Below are 24,794 nucleotides of genomic sequence, written 5' to 3' on the forward strand. Positions count from 1 at the left end.
GTGATAACAAAGGTGAATAAAGGAGATTTTTTCATGACAAAAGAATTAGTTTTTGGCCACCAAAATCCAGATACAGATGCAATTGCTGCAGCAATTGCGTTAGCGTATTTAGAAAAACAAGATGGTTATGATACTGAAGCAGTTGCCTTAGGTCCAGTTAACCCTGAAACCCGATTTGTTTTGGATCACTTTGGGGTAAAGGCACCTCGAGTAGTGGAACACGCTAAACCAGAGACCGATTTAGTGATGTTAGTAGATCACAACGAACCACAACAAAGTATTGCCGATATCGCGGACTTAACGGTGACCCACGTGGTTGATCACCACCGGATTAATGGCTTTGATACGTCCAAACCGCTTTATTACAGAGCTGCTCCTTACGGTTGCTGTTCTACTATCATCACGCAAATGTTTTCAGAAGAAGGCGTGACGATTCCAAAGGAAATTGCCGGATTAATGATGTCTGCCATCATTTCTGACACCTTGTTGTTGAAGTCACCAACGACGACGGATGTTGATCGAGATGCTTTACAAGCCCTAGCCGAAATTGCTGGCGTTGATAACTACGAAGAATATGGGGTACAGATGCTAAAGGCAGGTACTAACGTTGATGCTAAATCTGCCCAAGAATTAATTGATAGCGACGCCAAATCATTTACATTAGGCGGAAAGAGCGTTCGGATTGATCAAATTAACGTGGTTGATTTAGAAGACGTGAACAAACGACTTGCTGAAATTAAGACAGCCATGGAAGCAGAAGCTCAAAATGAAAACTATGATCTTTTCTTGGTATTAGTTACGAACGTCTTAACTAGTAACTCCGAATTGATTGTGGTGGGAGAACCGAAGGACGTGGTTGCTAAGTCCTTTAACAACCAATTCGATGAAAACGACGTTATGAATTTACCGGGAGTGGTTTCTAGAAAGAAACAAGTGGTTCCACCATTAACGGATCAATTAGAAGGAAACAAATAATTAAGTAAAAATAGCTAGATCTTGATTGAGGTCTAGCTATTTTTAATTGTGAGCAATATATTTGCAATTGATCTTCATATCATTAGAATAAAGGACAGTAATAGTCAAGGAGGGATTTGTGATGAACAAAGATGAATTAAAACAAAAGTTAACCCCAGAGGAATACGCGGTTACCCAAGAAGCAGCTACTGAACCTGCTTTTACGGGGAAGTACGACCAATTCTTTAAGAAAGGGATTTACGTCGACGTGGTTAGTGGAGAACCACTGTTCAGCTCGGCTGATAAGTACGACTCTGGTTGTGGTTGGCCTGCTTTCACTAAGCCAATTCAAAAAGACAACCTCAAGAGCAAGACTGACACGTCCTTTGGAATGATTAGAGAAGAAGTTGAGAGTTCTAAAGCTGGGTCCCACTTGGGACACGTCTTTCCTGATGGTCCTGCCGATAAGGGTGGACTCCGGTACTGCATTAACTCTGCTGCTTTAAAGTTCATTCCTTATGATGAAATGGATGCTGCTGGCTATGGTCAATACAAAGCGCAGGTAGATGCCAATGGAGGTCCTAACGAATGAAAAAAGAAGAAACCGCAATTTTTGCTGGAGGATGTTTCTGGTGCATGGTCCGTCCATTTGAAGAAACACCGGGAATTATCTCAGTTGTATCTGGATACACTGGTGGACACGTGCCGAATCCAACTTACGAACAAGTCTGCAGCCACACTACTGGTCATACCGAAGCAGTTAAGATTACCTTTGATCCAAGTGTTATTTCTTACAAGGATTTGGTGGAAATTTATTGGCGCCAGACGGACCCAACTGATGCTATGGGTCAATTCCAAGACCGGGGGGATAGTTACCGGCCGGTGATCTTTGTAAACAGTCCGGAACAACGTGAGGTTGCTGAAACTTCTAAAAAAGCTTTGGAAGAATCCGGCAAATTTGACGAACCAATTGTGACTAAGATTGAACCAGCCCAACCATTTTACCCAGCTGAAGATTATCATCAAGATTTCTACAAGAAAAATCCTTTGCGGGCTCAAATTGAAGAAATGGGTGGCCGGGAACAATTCATCAAAGACCACTGGAAATAAACTTAATCCTTTCGTCGTTTAGAACGGCGGAAGGATTTTTTATTATGCTCGATTGGGATAAACACGGACGTTTACTTCGTTAAAATGACTTTTAGTGAAATTTTCCGAATTAAATTACTAAAAAGGGTTGTAATTTATTCAAATCATGCTATGATAAATAAAAATTACAAAGACAAAGCATTAGTTAGGAAGTAGTAATCTAATTGGAAACCCGCAGTGAGATGTTGGTTGGTGCGAAACATCATGTGGAAGATTAGACGAACGTCACCTAATTGTTGTATGCGATTGCAAACCATACTGGGTGCTCCCATTATAGAGCCAACGATTCGAAGCTGGATTGTGAGAGGTGTTGATTTTAAATCAGCATAATAAAGGTGGTACCGCGTATAAGGCGTCCTTTAGTCAAAAGAAATTTTGACTAAAGGACGCCTTTTTTGTTGGTGTAATAAATTAGAAAGCGGAGGAGAAGGAAATGCAGAAGCAGAAAAAATGGCTGCAATGGTTGATCATGACTTGCATGTTATTAATCGGGATCAGCGTGACCGGTCAGATTGTCCATGCAGATGAGTCGTTACAGAAGGTAAAGGATAAAGGGGTTCTAACGGTGGCCACTTCCCCTGATTATCCCCCTTTTGAGTTTCAAGTGAATCAACATGGACGTTCAAAGGACGTCGGGATGGACATTGAGTTAGCCAAACAAATTGCCAAAGATTTGGGGGTCAAGCTCCAAATTAAGAACATGGATTTTAATTCTTTGTTAGTTGCCATTCAAACCGGCAAGGCTGACATGGCAATTGGGGGAATTAATCCCTCCCCCGAACGGAACCTAAATGCAGATTTTTCACAAATCTATTATTACGGCGGAGAATCATTTTTAATCAATAAGGCGGATGCAGAGAAGCTGAACAAACAATCTGCTTTGAAAGGATTAAAAGTCGGAACCCAAACTGGATCCATGCAACAAAGCCTAGCCAAGAAAAATCTAAAGGGCACCAAAGTGGTTACGATGGATAAAAATACCGATTTAATTTTGGCACTCAAAACCCATAAAGTCGACGCTGTCGGAGTGGAAACTCCAGTAGCACAGGCTTACGTCAAAAACGATTCAGATTTAAAGATGGTTAAAGCTGATTATCATTTAAATAAAAAGGATACGGGTTCAGCGGTTGCCTTTCCTAAGGGGGCCACAACCTTACAAACGGCCGTGAACCAGTCGATTGATAAGGCAAAATCCCAACACTTAATGCCTAAGTATTTAAAAACCGCTGGAAAGTACATGAAGGTTAATACCGCCAACACATCAATGGCTCATTACTGGAAGTACTTCTTTAATGGATTGAAATATACCTTGTTAATTTCAGTTTGTGCCGTGGCCGGTGGAATCATCTTAGGAATTATCTTAGCTCTCATGCGTTTAAGTAATTTTAAATGGTTGAGTTGGCCTGCCGTTAGTTATGTTGAAGTAGTCCGGGGAACGCCCATGATGGTACAGGTCCTGTTAGTCTACTTTGGACTGGGCGTCTTAGTTAACATTCCGGCTTTGCCGGCTGGGATGATTGCCGTGACTTTGAACAGTGCTGCTTATGTAAGTGAAATCATTCGGGGCGGAATTAATTCGGTAGCTAAGGGCCAAAAGGAAGCTGCACAAAGTTTAGGTTTGTCGAAAACTGATGCACTCCGGTTTATTGTTTTACCGCAGGCCTTTAAGAACATTTGGCCGGCGCTTGGGAACGAATTTATCTCGGTGATTAAGGAAAGTTCAATTGTTTCTATTATTGGAGTAACCGATTTAGTATACGAGTTGAATGTGGTTCGAGCTGATACTTACCGGGGCGTGGCACCAATTGTAGTGGTAATGGCCATCTACTTTATTATTACATTTACGCTAACTCGGCTCTTAAATTACATGGAAAGAAGAATGAAACACGATTAAAAACGGATGAGGAGGAAAGGACGATGCAGAAAAAATGGCTTAAGTGGTTATTAGTTGTTGTCACGGTGGTGTTAGGAAGTACCCTTGCTAAGGCAACGGTTCATGCTGATGACTCGTTGCAAAAAGTGAAAGAACGGGGGGTTTTAAAGGTCGCAGTGGCTCCCGATTATCCCCCGTTTGCCTTTCAAGTTAATGAACACGGAAAATCCAAAGACGTGGGAATGGACATTGAAGTCGCAAAGCAAATCGCTAAGGATTTGAACGTCAAATTACAACTAAAAAACATGGATTTCTCTTCGGTATTAGTGGCCGTGCAAACTGGAAAAGTTGATTTAGCTTTAGGTGGGATTAATCCTACTCCGGCTCGGGAACAAAATGCGGATTTTTCTAACATCTATTACTACGGGGGCCAAAGCTTCCTGATTAACAAAACGGACGTTAATAAATTTAAGAACCAAAAGAGTTTGAAGGGACAGAAAGTGGGAACTCAGACCGGTTCCATGCAGCAGACGCTAGCGAAAAAATATTTAACTGATAGTAAGCTAGTTAGCATGGATAAAACCACAGATTTGGTCCTAGCCATTAAAACGCATAAGGTTAACGCCGTAGGAGTGGAAAAGCCCGTAGCGCAAGCCTACGTGGAAAATGATCCAGATCTAAAGATGATTCCAGCAGACTATAAATTAGATAAAAAAGAAACCGGATTTGCCGCTGCCATGCCTAAGGGAGCAACTTCATTGCAAACGGCGGTAAACCAATCACTGGATAAAATTGCGAAACAACATTTAATGCCGCAGTATTTAAAAACAGCAGCAAAATATATGAAAGTAAATACGGTGAATACCTCAATGTGGCACTACTGGAAGTATTTCTTCGATGGATTAAAATATACGCTGCTAATTTCTGTTTGTGCCGTGGCCGGAGGAATTATCCTGGGAGTTTTGTTAGCGTTGATGCGGTTAAGCAAGTGGAAGGTTCTCAGTTGGCCCGCTATTAGCTACGTCGAAGTAGTGCGGGGGACGCCGATGATGGTGCAAGTCCTGTTAGTCTACTTTGGACTGGGGATTTTAATTAACATTCCTGCGCTCCCGGCTGGAATCATCGCCGTTACGTTAAACAGTGCCGCGTATGTCAGTGAAATTATTAGAGGGGGAATTAATTCGGTGGCCAAGGGCCAAAAGGAAGCCGCACAAAGTCTGGGCTTATCCAAAACGGATGCTTTACATTACATTATTTTGCCCCAAGCCTTTAAGAACATTTGGCCAGCGCTTGGAAACGAGTTTATTTCGGTGATTAAGGAAAGTTCAATTGTCTCCATCATTGGGGTAACCGATCTGGTGTACGAGTTGAACGTGGTTCGGGCTGATACCTACAGAGGAGTGGCTCCGATTGTAGTGGTAATGGCGATTTACTTCATCATTACGTTTACGTTGACAAGATTATTAAACTACTGGGAAGGGAAGATGAAACATGACTAATCCATTGATTAAAATTGATCACATTCAAAAGCAATTCGAAAAGAACCAGGTTTTAAAAGACATTAACGGAGTGGTAAATCAGGGGGAAGTAGTTTGCATCATCGGGCCCTCGGGATCTGGGAAAAGTACTTTACTCCGGTGCATTAACCAGTTGGAAACACCGACGGCTGGAGCGGTCTGGTTTAACGGCAAGGATCTGACTAAGGAAACAGCTCAGCAGCTTTCCACGCTAGGCGAATCAATCGGGATGGTGTTTCAGAATTTTAATTTATTCCCGAACTTAACGGTCATGGAAAATCTCACGTTGGCCCCAATGCGGGTGAAAAAGTTAAGCCAAACGGAAGCACAAAAAATTGGGATGAAGTATCTAGATCGGGTTGGATTAGCGCAAAAAGCGGATGCTTATCCGGCCAGCTTATCTGGAGGACAGCAGCAACGGGTGGCAATCGCCCGGGCCCTGTCGATGAATCCGGAGGTAATGTTATTTGATGAACCAACTAGTGCTCTTGATCCAGAAATGGTGGGCGAAGTGTTGCAAGTAATGCAGGAACTAGCAGAAGAAAAGATGACCATGATCGTGGTTACCCACGAAATGGGCTTTGCCAAACAGGTGGCTGATCAAGTCTGGTTCATGGACGGCGGTTATCTGTTAGAAAAAGATACACCTGAAGCCGTTTTTGAACATCCAATGGAAGAACGGACTAAGGATTTTATTAATAAAATCATCGTTGATTAAACCAATATAGGAGGAATTCAGAATGACAAACCAAAAAGTAGTATTAGCATATTCAGGTGGATTAGATACCTCGGTCGCAATTGCGTGGTTAATCGATCGGGGTTACGACGTGGTGGCTTGCTGCGTGAACGTTGGTGAAGAAAAAGATGCGGCGATGTTGGAAGCAAAGGCCTTAAAAACTGGAGCAGTGGCAGCGTACGTAATTGATGCGAAGGATGAGTTTGCTGATAATTATTTGACGTTAGCACTCCAAGGAAATGTTTTATACGAAGGGGTCTACCCGCTCGTATCTGCTTTATCACGTCCCTTGATTGTCCAAAAGTTAGTGGAGGTTGCTAAACAAGTGGGCGCAACGGCAATTGCCCACGGATGTACCGGGAAAGGAAACGACCAAGTACGATTTGAAGTAGCTATTCATTCCCTTGCTCCAAACGTGGAAGTCCTCAGTCCAGTGCGGGATTGGCATTGGTCTCGAGAGGAAGAGATTGATTATGCTAAGGAACATGACATTGCCATTCCCATTGATTTGGATTCGCCATATTCTATCGACGCTAACATCTGGGGCCGGGCTAATGAAGCCGGTATTTTAGAAGATCCGTGGGTAAGTGCACCAGCGGATGCCTTTGCGATGACCAATTCGATTGCGGATGCTCCCGATCAAGCAACGGAACTCGTGATTAGTTTTAAGCACGGAAAACCAGTAGCTTTAGATGGACAAGCAATGGACTTTGCTCCAATGATTGAAACTTTGAATCAAATTGCCGGAGAAAATGGGGTCGGCCGGATTGACCACATTGAAAATCGGTTAGTGGGAATTAAATCCAGAGAAATTTACGAAGCCCCGGCTGCTACAGTGTTGATTAAAGCGCACCAGGCCCTTGAAAATCTGACGTTAGAACGGGATTTAGCCCACTACAAACTTACCGTTGAAAAAGAACTAAGTGAGTTAATTTACAATGGATTGTGGTTCTCACCGTTAATGAAAGCCCTGCAAGCCTTCATCACCACTAGTCAACAAGTTGTAACTGGTGACGTCCGTCTGAGCCTTTGCAAAGGCAACGTTACCATTCTAGGACGGAAATCAAATTGGAGCTTGTATGACAAGGATCTTGCTACTTACACGGCTGCTGATTCCTTTGATCAGGAAGCAGCCAAGGGCTTCATTAAACTGTGGGGCTTACCGACCCAAGTAGCTGCACAAGTTAAGCAAAAAGAGGAAGGTCATCATGAGTAAAAAGCTATGGGGCGGCCGGTTTCAAGCAGAAACGAATCAACTAGTCGATGATTTTGGGGCGTCAATTGGATTTGATCAATTGATGGCCGAAGAAGATCTAATGGGATCCTTAGCGCACGTTAAAATGCTGGGTCATACCGGTATTTTGAAGCAGGACGAGGTTGAGCAAATTACCACTGGATTAAAATCTTTACAGGATGAATTAAAGGAAGGAAAGTTACAATTTTCGACCGCAAACGAAGATATCCATATGAACCTGGAAGCTTTGCTGACAGAGCGAATTGGACCGGTTGCTGGGAAACTGCATACGGCCCGTTCGCGGAATGACCAGGTGGCCACTGACTTTCATTTGTATGTGAAACGGCGTTTACCTCAGATTTTAGCCGCCATTAAGGAACTGCAAGCTACGTTACTAAAACTGGCTGAAAAAAATGTCAAAACGGTTATGCCGGGCTATACCCATTTACAGCATGCACAACCAATTTCGTTAGCTCAGTCGTTTCTGGCGTACTTTAACATGTTACAACGAGACTACGAGCGGTTTGAATTTAACCAAAAGCACACTGATTTATTACCACTCGGTGCTGCGGCCTTAGCTGGAACGACTTTTCCGATTGACCGGGAATATACCGCTCAAGAATTGGAATTTGATGCGGTCTATCCTAACTCGTTAGATGCCGTTTCTGATCGGGATTTTGCTCTGGAATTTTTAAGTAATTGCTCGATTTTAATGATGCATCTCTCCCGTTTTTGTGAAGAATTAAGTTTATGGGTAAGTCAGGAATTCAACTTCGTCGAGCTCAGCGATGCCTATACCACTGGTAGTTCGATTATGCCACAAAAGAAGAATCCGGACATGGTGGAACTAATTCGTGGCAAAACGGGACGAGTTTATGGGCATTTAATTGGATTGTTAACAACGATGAAGGGATTGCCCCTTGCCTATAATAAGGATTTGCAAGAGGATAAAGAGGGTGTTTTTGATACGGTTAAAACGATTTTACCCACTCTGAAAATCTTTACCGGAATGTTGCAAACGATGAAAATTAACAAAGAGCAAATGTACGCTAGCACTGAAAACGACTATTCCAATGCTACCGAGTTAGCTGATTATTTAGCTAGCAAGGGAGTCCCATTCAGAGAAGCCCATGGCATCGTGGGGCAATTAGTGTTTAAAGGCATTCAGGAACACCGGAATCTCCAGGAGATGTCATTAGCTGAATTACAAGCAGCCTCGCCATTGATTGAAAATGATGTGTATCATGAGCTACAGCCAGAGGTAGCAGTGGAACGGCGCAATTCACTAGGGGGAACTGGATTTAAGTCGATTCAACAGCAAATTGAACAGGCTCAACAAACATTAGCTCAAGAATAAAAAATTTGATTTTACAGAACCAAAAAAGGGGTTGGAAAAGTGAATTTCCAACCCCTTTTAGTTAGTGCTGTAATTATTTAAAAATTAATGACTTCAGGAGCATCCCGGAATGATTCAATCACAGCTGAAGTTAAAGTAATTTCAAGCACGGCCTGGTTAATAATATTATCGTCAAATCCTTGTAAGGCAGTAGTTTGATTAACCAACTCTGTCACAGCTTGTTTTCCTGTAATAACCTTAGCGGTGGCATGATTAGAAGAAAACCGAATTCCTAGTTTCGGATCATATAAACTAGCAATGGCCACCTGTGGGTGAACAGCGGTATTTTGTGCTCGGCTTGTTTAGGGATTCGTAACGACATAGAACACGTTTTCGTGTTTTTCCGACTGAGTGTAGGTCACAATTGAATTACTAATCTTACCAGCATCATCACTAGAGGCCAAATAGAAGTATCCAGGTAATTCACTCAAGACGTTACTAAAACGAGATTGACCCGGTTGGTTTTCACCACTAGCAGTTTCTCGTTTGGTCATTTTGCGAATGGTCATAATGGTTAATGGAATTACTAAAATAATGTAACCAATGATCCCGCCAACTAAAATTAAAAACCAGTAACTACTAAAAAAGTTCCAACCATAGATTAAACTCCCAAGCACAAAAGAAATCACATAGACAATAAAGAGTTCAACAAACCGTTTTAAATACATCAGTGCACCTCATTTAAATTTATTTTTGATAATCTAATTAATGAATTAATACAAAAAAGGTAGATGCATTAAATTAATCACATCCACCTTATTGTCACTTAATTAATTGATAAAATTAAAATTTAAAGAACCACGTAAAAATGTTAAAGATTGATGGCATAGTTAACACCTCCTTAATTGTCTAAATACAGTATAACTTAAATTTAGTAATCTTTAATCAAATGTAGTAAATTTACTTCATTTTTCAGATTAACTAGTTAGCATGTATGTTACAATACTCACTAAATTGTTATCATACAATTGTTATGATTTTAATATTAAGGAGGAACTATTTTGACAGAATTTGGGAAATTATTGAAATACTTACGTACAAGCCGTCAAGTTACCCAAAGTCAGTTGGCACATAACCTAATTTCACGTGATACGGTAGTACGAATTGAAAATAAACATCAAAGTCCTTCTTTTGAAACAGGAGCCGAAATATTGGAAAAATTAGGCATTTCTCTAAGTGATTTTGATAAACAACGAGCTGCCTATAATCCCAATAGTTTTTCTGAGTTAAGTCAGTTATTTTTATATCAACTAAGTAGTTCTGGGGATCATCAAACTTTAAAAAGAATCAAGGAATTAGCACGGAAAATTTATCAAGAAGATGAGAACAGCACTGCGAGAAATATCATGTTAGCTGTAGAAGCAATGATGAAAATTGATGATGATAATTTTGATGTGCAAAAATTAAAATCCTTACGTTGCTTACTAAAACCAGTATGGAAAGATTTATCGAAAATTGATGAATGGTGCATGTTGGACTTACGAATTTTAGATACAAGTCTTTTTTTCTTTGAATTAGAAACTGCCCGTGAGATTATGCACCATGCTTTTCGAATTATTGATAAAAAATATCCAACATTAGCAGGATTAAAAGCAGCATTTAGTGCTAATTATTGTTACTTATTAATTTTAAACCAAAAAATCAAAGCACCATTTTTAGAATTAGCAGAATCACGGAAAATTGCTTCACAGACTGGTAGATATGATTTGGTTTTAGTGGCTGATATTCGCCGGATTGTCTTAGAACATTTACCTGATTATAAGATTAAAGTAAATCATAAGTTAGCTATTTTAAATGATTTGGGTGCCCAAAAATTAGTTATATCGTTACGAAAGGAAATTAATACTATTTTAGCTAGGTAATTGTAATAATTTTGCTACAATCTTAAAATATTTTTCGATAAAGTTTTAGAATAACTTTAATCAACTCAAACAAACCGGAAGGGGATTATAGATGTTTAATAAAACTTGTCGAAAAAAGATGTACAAAGCGGGTAAGTCCTGGGTAATTGGGGCAATTTTCACCATTACGTTAGCTGGAGTTACTGTAGTTAGTGGGGACCAGGTCTCTGCTGCTGATAATCAGAATGAACCAGCTACTAGGATAACTAAACAGGTTGATTCTAATGAAGCGAATAAAGCTGATGATAGTCAACTGGCACCGGATCAAAAGCAACCTGATGTAAAAGCTGCTGAGGAAAAACCAACAGTTACGCAATTAGCAACCAAAACTGATGCTGCCACCGGAAATACGAAAACGGAAGCAGCTCAAACGGAAAAGCAGGAAAGCCAGTCAGAAAAAAGTAACGTTATTGCAGAAGATCCACAGCAATCAGTTAATTTAGAAAAAGATGCTGCTAATAATGTTTCAGATCAGCAAAAGTCGGTTCAATCGACATCAGAACAAACGCAAACTGCTAGTTCTAAAGAAACGAATTTCGAGTCACAATCTAATCAATTAAATTCAAAGGCTAGTTCTGATCAAGTAGATTCCGAAAAACAAAACTCGGAAAATGGTGAACAACCAGATTCAAATAACGAACTTCGTCATGACTCGCAAGAAACAAAAAACACAGATTCTAACCAGCAACCAGAATCAGCAAAAACTGATGATGAAGAACAAAATGAAGAAACCGATTTTAACAAACACAATAAATTATCAGAAAAACCAGGCCAGTATCTTGATAAAAATGGTGCTTTTTACTATCAATATGATGATGGTAGCTATGCTAAAGGTTTAACCACAATTAGTGGATTCACTCAATACTTTGATTCTGACGGAAAACAAGTAAAAGGTGACTACGCTACGATTGATGGTAAAAATTATTACTTTAAGCCCGGGAGTGGGAATCTTGCCACTGGAATTCAAACAATTAATTCCCAAAAAATTGCATTTAATAAAGATGGTAGTCGAGTGCAAAACTCATTTTATGAATCTGATAAGCAAAAAGAATTGAATAATTTAGATGCTTTAAAATTGCAACCAGACGATGATGACGAAACTGGGAATAGCGCTAGTTCAAATAGTAATCCTTATTATCAACAACGGAAAAAAGAAAATGACAAAAATAAAGTATCCGGAAATATTTATTATGTCGATCAAAACGGTGAAATTGTAACAGGATTACAAACGGTTGATAAAAAAACTTACTATTTTGACGGTAGCGGAATTATGCGGCGGGGATTCTCAGGAGTCTTTAACGGGGAGTTACTTTATTTTGATGCTAAGACTGGAATTGCAACGGAAACGAAAAATTCCAAAATCAAAGAAGGAATTAATGATCAGACCACTGCATACACACCTCATAATGCTGTCAATGGAACCTCAAAGGATAATTTTAAAAACATTGATGGATATTTAACTGCTGAGTCATGGTATCGACCAAAAGAAATTTTGGCTGAGGGAAAAGACTGGCGGGCGTCGACAGCAAATGAATATCGTCCGATTCTAATGACTTGGTGGCCAGACAAAAAGACGGAAGTTAACTATTTAAATTATATGGTTAAAGCCGGCTTAATTGATAACCATCAGGGGTTTAAACTTGATGATGACCAACATTTATTAAATGAATCAGTTACCGCTGTGCAAAAAGCGATTGAAACTAAAATTAGTCAACGAAATGATACAGAATGGTTACGTGAATTGATGAAAGATTTCATCAAAGAACAACCACAGTGGAATATTATTAGTGAAACTCCTAATCATGATCACTTGCAACGAGGGGCGTTAAGTTTCGTTAACAGTAAATTGACGCCCGACGCTAATTCAAACTTCCGTTTGATGAATCGGACGCCAACGAACCAAACTGGAAAAGAAAAGTATGACGTTGACAAAAGTAAGGGTGGATTTGAGTTACTATTAGCTGATGATGTTGATAATTCCAATCCTGTGGTTCAAGCGGAACAATTAAACTGGTTACATTTCTTAATGCACTTTGGTTCCATTACTAATAATGATCCAGATGCCAATTTTGATGGAATTAGAATTGATGCCGTTGATAACGTTGATGCTGATTTACTCAATATTTCTGCCAAGTACTTTGATTCCTTATACGGGGTAAAAAAATCTGATAAAAATGCGATGAGTCATTTGTCCATTTTAGAGGACTGGAGTCATAATGATCCGCTTTACATGCGTGATCATGGGCAAGGTCAGCTTAGTATGGATGATTATAGTCACACGCAGTTAATTTGGTCACTAACTAAACCAGATAAACTGCGGGGGGCGATGAAACGATTCTTAGAATATAAAATGGTAGATCGAAGCCGAGATAATCAAGATAATCAAGCTCTACCTAATTATTCTTTCGTAAGAGCACACGATAGTGAGGTGCAAACTGTCATTGCACAAATTATCGAAGATTTATATCCTGGAGTAAAAAATAGTTTGGCACCAACCCAAGCACAGCTTGATGCTGCTTTCAAAGTTTACAATGCGGATATGAAGCAGGCTAAGAAAAAGTATACCCATTACAATATGCCGAGTGCATATGCAATGATGCTTACCAACAAAGACACGATCCCTAGGATTTACTATGGAGATTTGTATACAGATGATGGGGCATTCATGGAAACCAAATCACCTTACTTTGAAGCAATTGATAATTTCCTTAAGACTAGAATGAAATATGTAGCTGGTGGGCAAACGATGGATGTCGATAAAAATGATGTCTTAACCAGCGTTCGCTTTGGAAAAGGGGCTATGAATGTCGATGACCAAGGGACTGATGAAACTAGAACCGAAGGAATTGGAGTAATTGTCAGCAATAATCACGATTTGAAGTTAAATGAATCTGATCAAGTTGTATTGCACATGGGAGCTTCCCATCGAAACCAAGCCTTTAGAGCGGTAATTTTAACGATGACCGATGGCTTACAAAATTACGCTACTGATGAACAGGCTCCCGTTCGTTGGACAAATGAAAATGGAGATTTAATTTTCACTGGTAATGAAATTAAGGGTTATCTCAATCCCCAAGTTTCTGGATATCTTTCTGCATGGGTTCCAGTTGGGGCAGCTGTAAATCAAGATGCAAGAACTAACGCCAGTGAACAACAGAATAATGATGGGAATACTTTCCGGTCTAATTCGGCTTTAGATTCACAAGTTATTTTTGAAGGATTTTCAAATTTCCAAGCAATGCCGAAAACTATTGATGAGTTTGCTAACGTTCGGATTGCTAAAAATGCTCAAATGTTCCGTGATTGGGGAATTACTAGTATGCAGCTTGCACCACAGTATCGGTCTAGTGAAGACGACACTTTCCTAGACTCAATCGTTAAAAATGGATACGCATTTTCAGACCGATACGATCTTGGATTCAATACGCCAACTAAATATGGAACTGATGGACAGCTGCGTGATGCAATTAAGGCCCTTCACGCCCAAGGAATTCAAGTTATGGCTGACTTTGTTCCTGACCAACTTTACAACATGAAAAAGCAGGAACTAACGACGGTCAATCGGACAGACTCCTTAGGAAAACAGAATACAGATTCTGATATGCAGGGAGATCTATATGTTTCTAATACCCGTGGTGGTGGAGCTTACCAAGAAAAATTTGGTGGGGAATTCTTAGATCAATTGCAAAAAGATTATCCAGAATTATTTAAGGATAAACAGATTTCAACTGGTCAACCGATTGATCCAAGCACTAAAATTAAGGAATGGTCTGCTAAATACTTTAATGGAAGTAACATTGAAGGTAAGGGTAAAGATTTCGTCTTAAAGGATCCTTCTACTGGTCAATACTTCAAGGTGGTTGATAATGGGAACGGTAATGATTATCTGCCAAAACAATTGGTTAACCTACCTTCTTCCGCCGGATTTACTCGTGATCAACAAGGAATTATTTACTTTGATACGAGCGGTTATCAAGCCAAGCATTCTATCATTAAAGATGATTTAGATAATTACTACTACTTTGATGACAATGGTCACTTAGCAACGGGAGAACAAACGATTAATGGTTCCAAGTATTACTTTTTACCAAATGGAACTGAACTAAGAAGTTCATTCTTCCAGGGGCAAGATGGCAATACGTATTATTACACCGGTTCAGGAAAACAAGCGCGTAACCAATACGTTCTAGATAAGGGTGGTAATGCTTACTACTTTGGTGATGATGGGAAGATGTTGACTAATCAACTATATTCCGTTGAAGGACGTTATACCCAATATTTTGACCAGAATGGGGTGGAAGCTAAAGACCGCTTTGTTAAAACTCCTGATGGTCACGTTCATTATTTTGATGATGGAAGTGGGAACTTAATTGCTAATCGTTATGCTGGTGATCATGATGGTAACTGGTATTACATTGATAAGAACGGAAATGCTACGACCGGAATGATTGAGCTAGATGGAGTGAAAAAATATTTCCACGACAATGGAATTCAAAGCAAGGGCGAATTTATTGACCTTGGAAATAATCAATTTTTCTATACCGATGCAAGAGACGGGCATGTTGTTTCTGGATATCAAGTAATTAATGGACATCCACATTATTTCGATCCAAATACTTCAATTCAAGTTAAAGGTGACTTTGCTACTAATCCGGAAAACGGTAAAACTTATTACTTTGATGTAAATAATGGTACTCCGGTAGAAAATCAATATCTTACCAAAGATGGTAAAACTTATTATCTTAATGCTGCTGGTGAAAAGGTATATGGAACCCAAGTGATTGGGGGAAAAAAAGTTAATTTTGATTCACAAACAGGAGCATTGTTACAAGAAACTGTAGATGACAAACCTGAAGCTACGGTTACTGATACTGATGAAGCAAAAACAGCAGTTACTAATTAATAATTAACACGTATTTAAGGAAGTAGTTTTTATAACTACTTCCTTTTTTTATTGAGTTAAACCATTGATTTAAAGCGACTGCAACCTTGCGTTGCGAGCTTGTCAATTAACCAGAGCTTCAGATTAGCTAGCATTATCCACTTAGTTTGCTATATTGAAAACAGTTTAAATTTATTAATGCAGGAAGGAACGAACCATGCAAAATAATTCATTAGGGAAGCAGATTATTCGCTTACGCCAAAAGCAGCAGTTGTCACAAGCTAAATTAGCAGAACGTTTATTTGTGTCCAGACAGGCAATCTCGAAATGGGAAAATGGAGAAGCAGAGCCGGATTTAGATAAATTGGTTCAACTAAGTCAAATTTTTAACGTCGATTTAGATTATTTGGTTTTAAATCATCCAATGCACCAAGCATCGATATTAACATTATCGAAAATCAGGAAGAAATATCAGCAGCCAATTTTAAGGGATGTCAGTTTTAGTTTACATAATCATGAACGGGTAGCGTTATTAGGAAGTAACGGAGCCGGAAAAACGACGTTAGTTAACTTAATTGCAGGGCGAATAAGACCAGATTCTGGAACTATTCAGCGTAATTACCAACCGCAACTAGAGTTTAGTTTAATGCCACAGCAAAACGTTTTAATTGGCCCTATGCGCGTGCAAGAAATGATCGAATTGGAAGTTAGTATTTCCCAATTAAAAACGGTTGACGTTCCGGAATTACTAAAAAGGGCAAATTTATGGGACCAGCGAAACCAGGTAATTGGTTCATTGTCCGGGGGACAAAAACGAAAATTGATGTTTTTATTAACTGTGATTAAACCTGCTCAATTATTTATTTTTGATGAACCAACCGTTGGTATGGACTTAGAAACAATTGATCGTTTTTGGCAGCATCTCGACCAAATTACCGGAGCAACGCTGGTGATTACACATGATTTTAATCAGATTGACCATTATTTTGATCGGGTCTTGTTGTTAAGAGAGGGAGTCATCACCGCAGACGAACGGGTAGCCACGATTCATGCCCATAATCAGAATTTGGATACTTGGTATCGCCAGCATAATCAAACACCGGAGGTTTCGTATGAATAACTATTTAATCCTGAAAATGACCTTTCGTAATCGACGCTTTATCTTTTTTACCTTGATAATTCCAATTTTATGGTACATCTTGATTCGATTACTTAATCATAATTATGCTCAAATAGCGTCTAATTCATTATTGATGGTTACTTGTGCAATTTTAGCTGGAATTGCCGGCAATTCCTTGGTTACATTTGCTAAATCGGTCAATTACACGAATGATTTTTATTTACTGCAAATTGAAACATCACCATATAGTATTAAAAAGTGGCTTAGTGATGATATTTTGGTACAAACCATTTTAAATGCTGTCATTTCAGTTGCAGTTCTTATTTTCGGTATGATCCTAGGAGACTATGGTTTATCCTGGAACTTATTAATTGTTTTTTGCTTATTGCTTTATATCGGGATTTACTTAAGTTTGTTTGGCTTTTTAATCGGTCAGTGGTTAGATGTACAAACCTTAGATGCAACAAGCTTCTTTTTAATGTTTTTGGTCATGTTCTTTTTGATTCCGTTTCATGAATTTGCTAGTGGTAAATGGATCCAATTGATTACCAAGGTCCAACAGTTGTTTCCGTTCTATTACTTATATCAGATTTTTACATCTAAATTATTGGGTCAAACGTGGATAATTAATTTAATTTGGTTAGTTGGCACTAGTTTACTAACCGGGGTTCCAGCCATAATTGCCATTTATTATTTATTGAAGAAAAGGATTGTCTAACAAGCAGAATTGGAATCGGAGGGATTTAGTAATGGCAGATCAGCATAACTGGAGTGCCATTCATAACTGGTTGAAACATGAATACGAGGCGGGGCATTTTCAGCAACCGCCAGCTGGGAATGACCGACAATCTCAAGCATCTAATCAGGAAAGTGATTGGAAATTGGGGCAAAGACAGGCCCAACGAGATTGGCAATTTAGGCATCATTACCGTTGGCATTGGGAAATGATGTGGATTCTTTTAAGATGGTTAAATCCATTGTTTCAGAGTAGGTTCCAAGAAATTATTGATTATGGTGATGGTTACAGACAAACGTGGAAATGGTTAAAGGAAAGACATTAAAAGTGATTAATGTCTTTTTTTGAATTGAAAAATAGGAATTACCAATAGAGATAAAAATGGAATCCAGATCATTGTCTTATATACTTTTAAAAATGCCGCTTTAAGCTGATGTTTAATCATTCTCTTGAATTTTTTGACGAAATTCTCAATGCTTGTGCTAATCAAAGTAGTTTCTGCTCTGACTTTGTGATCGACAATTTGATCAACCTTAATTTTAATCTGCTTTTTCAAGGGTTCGGGAAGCTCATCGGAGGTAATCCCTTTGGTTGCGGCCGTTTGTTGAATTGCAAGTTGGTAATTTTGGTCTTTCAAGGCCTGGATTTTACGGGCGGGAATGGTTAGATGGGTTTTATTGAACGTTTCCTTGTTCTGAGAGATGTTATTAATATTAGGGTTCAATTTTTGTTTAATTGTCTGGTTAAGCTTACGTTTGGCTACTGAAGGAATTTGTAATTCAGCAACTTGACGATGACCATACTCGATTAAATTGGCCTTAGCCGTTTTAACATTGTTGGTTAATAACGAAGTAAAAATAGCAATTGCAAGCACCATTCCGACTTGTCTTAACACGTTAGCGACACTATTAGAATCAGTTAATAATTGCCCATGGAAATTAGATGCTGCCAAGATATTTGCGGTTGAAGCAACGATTCCGTAACCAATTCCAAGCACGATTCCGGCGTAGATTAATGGTAGTGAACCGTGATCTAGGTTTAATTTTGATAACAGATAATAGGCAATTCCCATCAAAATAAATCCAGTTGCGAGCATTATTTTTTTATTTACTTTTTTGATAGCTAGTGATGAAAAAATCACTGAGAACATGACCGCAATCGAATAGGGAGTGATTAATAGTGCCGCTGAAAGCTCACTATGATGATAGACTTTGGTTAAAAAAGTGGGGATTATAACTGCAAATCCCCCCAGTAAATAATTACAAATTACCAAAGCAAGGGCAGATCCGGTAAAGTTGCGGTCTTTGAACAACTCTAAGTTAATCATGGGATTTGCAACTTTATTTTCAATTAGAATGAATGCGATAAATGCTACTAATGCAGTTAATAACAAACTAATGAGTGGAAAAGAACCCCAGCCCCAGTCTTTTCCTTGAACCAATGCTAGTGAAAAAGAAGAGAGAACAAGCATACTAACGATTGTTCCAAGCCAGTCAAGGTTAACCGTCTTCTGAATTAGTTCTTTTTTAAGTGGTAAAACTAGGTTGAAAATAAGCAGGATCACAACGATAATTGGAACATTAATGAAAAATACCCAACGCCAACCCCAAAATTGAGCAACTAATCCACCAATTGTCGGGCCTAATGCAACGGCTAATCCTTGAGATCCAGCTAATATCCCAATTGTTTTATTTCGATTATGATCATCTGTTAATTCCATTGCAGTTACCATACTGGTTGGGATAATCATAGCGGCTCCAAGACTTTGCAATCCTCGTGCTACGAGCATGAAGGGCAGATTGGGGGAAATTCCGGTTAATAATGACCCAATTCCAAAAATAAGTAACCCGGTAAAGATAAATTTATTTTTACCTAACTTGTCTGAGAGTCGACCAAAAGGAATGATCATACTAGCAAAAATAATGGTGTAGATATTTAAAGCCCAGGATAAATTATTGAGGCTCGTTCTAAAAGCAGTTTGGATTTCTGGCAATACGATCGTCATAATGGACGTGTCTATCATACAAAGAATATTAACAATAATTAAAATTGGTAAAACCGTTCTTACTTTTTTCATAAATACAATTTCTCCTTTTTATTTATTTTTGTCACACTAGTGACATTTTTCAGGAAAAGCATATTATAAAAAAGAGAATCAGTCTATAATAATTCTAAAAATGAAACAAAAACCGTTAATTTGTGACTTAAAAAGGAGCTAAAAATGAGCAAAACAACTGATCGGACGAAACAATGGTTAATTAATGGATTTTTCACTAAATTAAAAACTAAGCCGTATGACAAAATCACAATTAATGACATTACTGCTCAAGCTAATGTTTCCAGAAGAACATTTTATCGATTATTCAATCATAAAGAAGAACTATTAGATGAGTACTGCGATGCAATTTTTGCAGAGTATTTTGCTTTTTTAAGGTCAACATTCACAGATCAGTTAACTTTTGACCAGATGCTGTTGAATTTGTTTACTTTTTGGTATCAAAAAAGAGATAAAGTTACGGTTTTAATTCAAAATAATCTGTTTTTACCGTTAACGTTAAAAAGAAGAGAGCAAAGACGAGCAGACACACTGAAAGCTTATAGGAAGTTTGACGTAGCATGGCATGGTGAAGTTAATCAGCAAGAAGCGCAATATATTATGGATTTCTTTTTAGGCGGGTATTGGAATTTAATTTCTAATTGGTTAGCTAAAGAAACGCCGGACGATCCAACAGTAATTGCAAAGACGCTAGGAGAAGCACTGCAACGTTTAAACGAATAAACGAAGAATGCTAAAAAGAGCTAAAAATGGAATTGAACAAATGGCCATTGGCCATTGGGCCAAAATTAACTGAATTTGTTTAAAATTTTTAATTGATGCTTAATTTACGATGAATTCATGGCTTGGAAAGACGAGAAGCTTAAATTGGCTAATAGTGTTAATTTTTATTAATTATATAATTACTTCGTATAATATATATTATGTAAACTAAATAAGTAATTAAGGGATTTCGAATTCGCTATTTACTACCTATTTCTAAATACGGATTTTAAATAAAAAACAACGGATTTTAAATCCGTTGTTACTTCTTGATTAATCGTTATTTTTAATCTTTCGTTCCCAACCTAAAGCTAACGCACCAGAACCCAAATGCGTTCCGATTACCGGTCCAATCTCTGCTTGACTAAACTCAACCTCTGGAAATTCACTTTTAAGGTGCTTTAACCATTTCTTTCCAACTTGGTTTGCATTCGCATCAAACACAAATGCCTTAATCGGATAATCAACATCAGCTGCTTTTTCTTTAAATAAATGTTCAACTCGTTTTAATGCACGTTTCATAGTTCGAACTTTCTCAAATGCCACAATTTCATCAGTTTGTCGATCAAAAGTTAAAATTGGTTTAATGTTCAATAATCCACCAATAAATGATGATGCATTGGATAAACGTCCGCCTTTAACTAAATTTTTAAGATCATCAACTACAAATAGCTCATCAATGGTTGCGCGTTGTTCCTTTAATTTAGAAATAATTGTATCTGGATCGGTATCAGTAGCTGCTAACTGAGCAGCATAAATTGCTAAATCTCCCATTAATCCCAATGTAATCTCCGAATCAAATGGGATTACTCGGATATTTGTAATTGTACTAGCAATGTTCATAATTTGGTTATAGAATCCAGAAATAGTCCCCGCAAGTGTAATTGTGATAACGTTTTCATATCCTTCATTTGCTAATTTATTGTATAAATCAATTAATCTTCCGGTTGCTGGTTGTGAGGTAGTTGGTAACTGAGATACGGCTGCAAGCTTTGGATAAAAATCTTTGCTAGTTATGTCTACATTTTCCAAATATTGGCTTGATTCAAATAAAATGTCTAATGGAATAACATGAATATGATTCTTCTTAATTTCTTTTTGAGAAAGATAACATGTACTATCGGTCACAATTGCGGTTTTCATTCTATACACCTCGTTTGTCTAATCGTTTCATACTGGTTTCTAAACGGTTTAAGAGAATTTTCAGTAAATTAGATTCATCAGTTGTCCATTGAGAAAAGATTTGTCGTTGTAATTGATCATAGGCAGCATTAACATCGTTTAATTCAGTTTGTCCCTGCTCCGTCAAATGATAAACTAACTGACGGTGATCATCTCCAACTGCATGTTTATCAATCATTTCCTTTACTAGCAATCGTTTAAGCTGACGAGAAAGCGTTGATGTATCTAATTTCATTGCTTGAGACAATTTTTCTTGGGTATCATTACCGGAATTAATTGCTATTAGCAACTGCCATTCTGAAATGGTTAGATGATGTGCTTTAGTAATCATTTGTAAATTGTGTTGATGAATTTTACTGACAGCACGCAATGCTTCCAAACTATTCTTCATTGTTAAATCCTCCGCTAATCATTATAGCATTAATTGCCTACTACAAAATTAACCTTTTCCTTATTACTGTTCGCAACTGCCTTTATAAGATATACTTAAAATAACGTTAAATTTAGAAGGAGACAAACTATGTCATTTGACGGATCCTTTACTCATGCAATGGTGAATGAATTAAATTCTGTACTCATTGGAGGACGCATCACAAAGATTAGTGAACCATATCCCAATGAAATCATTGTGACGGTTCGTTCTCAACATCATAACTATCAAGTCTTATTATCAGCCAACCCCACTTATGCTAGAATCCAAACAACTAGCATTCCGTTTCAAAATCCTCGAACGCCTAATACCTTTACCATGACGCTAAGAAAACACTTACAGGGTAGTTTTATTAAGCAAATTCATCAGGTTGATAATGATCGTATCGTTCACATTCACATTAATACTAGGAATGAAATTGGGGATTTAGAAGAACTAGTCCTGGTAATTGAAATCATGGCCCGCCACAGCAATATTATGTTAGTGGAAGCTCAAAATAGAAATATTATTGATGCCATCAAGCGCATTGGTCCTGATAAAAATCGCTTTCGAACCATTTTACCTGGTTCAAAATACGTAAATCCACCACAACAAGATTTAATCGACCCCTTTAAACTAACAAACATGAATTTAATCGAACAATTAAATCACGACTTTCCCAATGCTGAAGTATTGGCAGGTGAACTACGAAAATCATTACAAGGATTGGGAACTGATACTTCTTTAGTTTTAGCTGCTGCTTTACACCAACCAGGTGAAGATTTACAAACTAAATACAATCATTTTTGGAATCAATTTGATCGTCCTACCCCCGTAACTACCCTCACCCAGCAGGGTAAGTTAGGGTTTGCCCCCTTTCCCTACCCTCCTTTGCAAACCGAGCAGCATTTTTCTTCTTTGAGCACGATGCTGGATCATTTCTTTCAAACCAAGGTCCAGAGAGAACGAGTTCGTGAGCAAGGTGCTCAATTAATTCAAGTTACGAGAAATGAGCTAAAAAAGAATCGCAAAAAAATTAAGCGTTTAGAAAAAGATGCCAAAGATGCCACTAATGCGGACCAATACCGAATTAAGGGTGAAGTATTGATGACCTATTTACATCAAGTTAAACCAGGGATGAAGCAAGTTTCATTACCTAACTTTTACGATAACAACCAACCAATTGAGATTAACTTAAAAGTAGATCTTTCTCCATCGGCTAATGCACAGTGGTACTTTAAACAATTCCAAAAGAAAAAAAACGCTGGCAAATACATTCAAGAGCAGCTTCAAAATACTCACGTTGAAATTGATTACTTTGAAAATATTGAGAGTCAAATTGAATTAGCTAATCCTGAAAATTTAGCAGATATTAAAACTGAATTACAACAAGCTGGTTATTTGAAACGTAAGACAAAAAAAACAACAAAGAAAGTTATGGTTAGTCAGCCAGAAAAATTTGTAGCTAGTGATGGTACCGTAATTTTAGTTGGTAAAAACAATTTACAAAATGATAAATTAACCTTAAAAACAGCCGATAAACGAGAAACTTGGTTGCATACCCAAAACATTCACGGCTCTCACGTGATTATTCGTTCATTTTCACCTAGTGAAAAAACTATTTTAGAAGCTGCTAATCTAGCAGCCTACTTTTCCAAAGCACGCAATTCAGCAAATGTTCCCGTTGACTATGATTTGGTAAAAAGAGTCAAAAAGCCTAATGGAGCTAAACCGGGATTGGTTCATTATACCGGTCAAAAGACGGTCTATGTTACCCCTAGTCAAACCTTAGTGGAACAGTTACGTCAAAACGCTAAATAACACTGAAATAACCCAATGCTAAGACAATAGCATTGGGTTATTTCAGTTTATCTTGATGGTCCATTAAAATTAAAAATAGGATTGACAAAATTGTAAATCCAGCAACAATGCCTAGCATTGTAATTACTCCCAATCTTGTCAGTAATAAACTAATGAGCGGATTAAAAATTACGGTTAAAATTGTAATTAAAAAAGCTAGACCAGATAAAAACGTAGCGCGCTCTCGATCCTGAACCCATTGATTTAAGATGGTCATTACAAGTGGATCAAGAAAATCAACTGTAATATACAAAATACCTAGACCAATGATAAACAACCATGACATTGGTTGGATTTGTAGTAAAAAACTAACGCTAATCATCACAATTATGAACAGCATTATCCTGGTGATTTTCCAGTCTAAAATGCGATATGATTGCGTAGCTACTAATCCACCAGCAAAACTAAATAACATAAAGATTAAGCCATTAGAAGTTGCAGAAAACCCCATTTTAGCAATTGTCTGGGGCATAAAAGTGAAAATTGCATTTACAATTGCTGTAATCATTCCAGTTAGTAAAAAGGTAACTAAAATGTTCCCACTACTAAGCATGGCACGAAAAACCACTAATGGTTGCCAAAAATTGGTTGCTCTTAAATTACGCGCGGATTTAGCTTCATTAGGTAATTTACTAATTAACAGTATCGTTCCAAGTAAGAAGCCTGTTTGTGCAAAATAAGGCCACGTAAAATTATAATGAAATAAAAAGCCACCAATAAAAGTTGCAATCCCAGTTGCTAATGCTGTAATTAACTGAACTTGTCCTCTAATTCGATCATAATAATTACCCTCATGATGATTTCGTAATGCTTCAAAAAAATATGCCGTATCAGAGCCACTTAAAAGTGCATTTCCAATTCCTTCTAAAATAGCTGAACTAAAAATGATTAATTGTGGGACAATTAAATGATAATTAACATGTAGTTCCATAGATTGCCAAAATCGTTGATATAGAGGCATTAATAAAATTAGTAGTTTCACTTATTTTCATAAATTACCAAAAAAAGTCGGTAAAAAGTCGGTAAG

At 37.9% G+C, this 24,794-nt stretch carries 21 protein-coding genes; 15 read left to right on the plus strand and 6 right to left on the minus strand.

All coding sequences use genetic code 11. The annotated features are described in order from the left end of the window. Positions 1–33 precede the first annotated feature (33 nt). The 8 genes from M3M39_RS04725 to argH all read left to right on the plus strand — a co-directional run bounded on the left by M3M39_RS04725 (position 34) and on the right by argH (position 8,820). Positions 34–975, plus strand: coding sequence for a manganese-dependent inorganic pyrophosphatase (locus M3M39_RS04725; protein WP_252796725.1), 942 nt, complete (start codon positions 34–36; stop codon positions 973–975). Between the two features lie 121 nt (positions 976–1,096). After that, entirely contained in the window at positions 1,097–1,546 is a 450-nt protein-coding gene (msrB, locus tag M3M39_RS04730) for a peptide-methionine (R)-S-oxide reductase MsrB (protein WP_252796726.1), read from the plus strand. Then, the gene (msrA, locus tag M3M39_RS04735; protein WP_252796727.1) at positions 1,543–2,064 is read left to right on the plus strand and encodes a peptide-methionine (S)-S-oxide reductase MsrA; all 522 of its coding nucleotides are present in this window, start codon (positions 1,543–1,545) and stop codon (positions 2,062–2,064) included. The genes msrB and msrA overlap by 4 nt, the downstream gene beginning before the upstream one ends. A gap of 472 nt (positions 2,065–2,536) precedes the next feature. Continuing rightward, positions 2,537–3,997 (plus strand): ABC transporter substrate-binding protein/permease, encoded by a 1,461-nt coding sequence (locus M3M39_RS04740; protein WP_252796728.1) that lies wholly within the window; start codon positions 2,537–2,539, stop codon positions 3,995–3,997. Between the two features lie 23 nt (positions 3,998–4,020). Then, on the plus strand, positions 4,021–5,475 hold the full coding sequence (locus M3M39_RS04745) for an ABC transporter substrate-binding protein/permease (RefSeq protein ID WP_252796729.1): 1,455 nt from the start codon (positions 4,021–4,023) through the stop codon (positions 5,473–5,475). After that, positions 5,468–6,211: an amino acid ABC transporter ATP-binding protein gene (locus tag M3M39_RS04750; RefSeq protein WP_274705422.1), complete on the plus strand. Its 744-nt coding sequence runs from the start codon at positions 5,468–5,470 to the stop codon at positions 6,209–6,211. Before M3M39_RS04745 ends, M3M39_RS04750 begins: the two co-directional genes overlap by 8 nt. Positions 6,212–6,233: 22 nt before the next feature. Continuing rightward, positions 6,234–7,445, plus strand: coding sequence for an argininosuccinate synthase (locus M3M39_RS04755; protein ID WP_252796730.1), 1,212 nt, complete (start codon positions 6,234–6,236; stop codon positions 7,443–7,445). Further along, positions 7,435–8,820: an argininosuccinate lyase gene (gene argH / locus M3M39_RS04760; RefSeq protein ID WP_252797980.1), complete on the plus strand. Its 1,386-nt coding sequence runs from the start codon at positions 7,435–7,437 to the stop codon at positions 8,818–8,820. Before M3M39_RS04755 ends, argH begins: the two co-directional genes overlap by 11 nt. A 77-nt stretch (positions 8,821–8,897) precedes the next feature. Here the strand turns inward: argH and M3M39_RS04765 are convergent, their stop codons facing one another. Together M3M39_RS04765 and M3M39_RS04770 are read right to left on the minus strand one after the other, a co-directional pair. Next, on the minus strand, positions 8,898–9,125 hold the full coding sequence (locus M3M39_RS04765; protein WP_252796731.1) for a hypothetical protein: 228 nt from the start codon (positions 9,123–9,125) through the stop codon (positions 8,898–8,900). Positions 9,126–9,161: 36 nt separating this feature from the next. Then, positions 9,162–9,527 carry a hypothetical protein gene (locus M3M39_RS04770; protein WP_252796732.1) on the minus strand — a complete coding sequence of 122 codons (366 nt, stop codon included), beginning with the start codon at positions 9,525–9,527 and terminating at the stop codon, positions 9,162–9,164. A 333-nt stretch (positions 9,528–9,860) separates the two neighbouring features. On the opposite strand from M3M39_RS04770, the gene M3M39_RS04775 reads away from it, so the two are divergent. The 5 genes from M3M39_RS04775 (at position 9,861) to M3M39_RS04795 (ending at position 17,823) form a co-directional block, all read left to right on the plus strand. Then, a complete protein-coding gene (locus tag M3M39_RS04775) occupies positions 9,861–10,721 on the plus strand; it encodes a helix-turn-helix domain-containing protein (protein ID WP_252796733.1) in 861 nt (286 codons plus the stop codon). Positions 10,722–10,812: 91 nt separating this feature from the next. Beyond that, entirely contained in the window at positions 10,813–15,663 is a 4,851-nt protein-coding gene (locus M3M39_RS04780; RefSeq protein ID WP_252796734.1) for a glycoside hydrolase family 70 protein, read from the plus strand. A 196-nt stretch (positions 15,664–15,859) separates the two neighbouring features. Further along, a complete protein-coding gene (locus tag M3M39_RS04785; protein WP_252796735.1) occupies positions 15,860–16,762 on the plus strand; it encodes an XRE family transcriptional regulator in 903 nt (300 codons plus the stop codon). A gap of 133 nt (positions 16,763–16,895) precedes the next feature. Next, complete coding sequence (locus M3M39_RS04790; protein ID WP_252796736.1) at positions 16,896–17,480, plus strand: hypothetical protein; 585 nt, start codon at positions 16,896–16,898, stop codon at positions 17,478–17,480. 31 nt (positions 17,481–17,511) lie between these two features. After that, a complete protein-coding gene (locus M3M39_RS04795) occupies positions 17,512–17,823 on the plus strand; it encodes a hypothetical protein (RefSeq protein WP_252796737.1) in 312 nt (103 codons plus the stop codon). Between the two features lie 6 nt (positions 17,824–17,829). Here the strand turns inward: M3M39_RS04795 and M3M39_RS04800 are convergent, their stop codons facing one another. Then, entirely contained in the window at positions 17,830–19,575 is a 1,746-nt protein-coding gene (locus M3M39_RS04800) for an MFS transporter (protein WP_252796738.1), read from the minus strand. A 144-nt stretch (positions 19,576–19,719) separates the two neighbouring features. On the opposite strand from M3M39_RS04800, the gene M3M39_RS04805 reads away from it, so the two are divergent. Then, positions 19,720–20,277: a TetR/AcrR family transcriptional regulator gene (locus tag M3M39_RS04805; protein WP_252796739.1), complete on the plus strand. Its 558-nt coding sequence runs from the start codon at positions 19,720–19,722 to the stop codon at positions 20,275–20,277. A gap of 312 nt (positions 20,278–20,589) precedes the next feature. On the opposite strand, the gene M3M39_RS04810 is transcribed toward M3M39_RS04805, so the two are convergent. Then, entirely contained in the window at positions 20,590–21,459 is an 870-nt protein-coding gene (locus M3M39_RS04810; protein WP_252796740.1) for a DegV family protein, read from the minus strand. 1 nt (position 21,460) lies between these two features. Beyond that, positions 21,461–21,889 carry a MarR family winged helix-turn-helix transcriptional regulator gene (locus M3M39_RS04815; RefSeq protein WP_252796741.1) on the minus strand — a complete coding sequence of 143 codons (429 nt, stop codon included), beginning with the start codon at positions 21,887–21,889 and terminating at the stop codon, positions 21,461–21,463. 129 nt (positions 21,890–22,018) lie between these two features. Between M3M39_RS04815 and M3M39_RS04820 the strand changes: the two genes are divergently transcribed. After that, entirely contained in the window at positions 22,019–23,728 is a 1,710-nt protein-coding gene (locus tag M3M39_RS04820) for an Rqc2 family fibronectin-binding protein (protein WP_252796742.1), read from the plus strand. Positions 23,729–23,765: 37 nt separating this feature from the next. Here the strand turns inward: M3M39_RS04820 and M3M39_RS04825 are convergent, their stop codons facing one another. Beyond that, positions 23,766–24,698, minus strand: coding sequence for an MFS transporter (locus tag M3M39_RS04825; RefSeq protein ID WP_252796743.1), 933 nt, complete (start codon positions 24,696–24,698; stop codon positions 23,766–23,768). Positions 24,699–24,794: the final 96 nt, after the last annotated feature.

The organism is Fructilactobacillus hinvesii (assembly GCF_024029435.1).
Taxonomy (GTDB): Bacteria; Bacillota; Bacilli; order Lactobacillales; family Lactobacillaceae; genus Fructilactobacillus; species Fructilactobacillus hinvesii.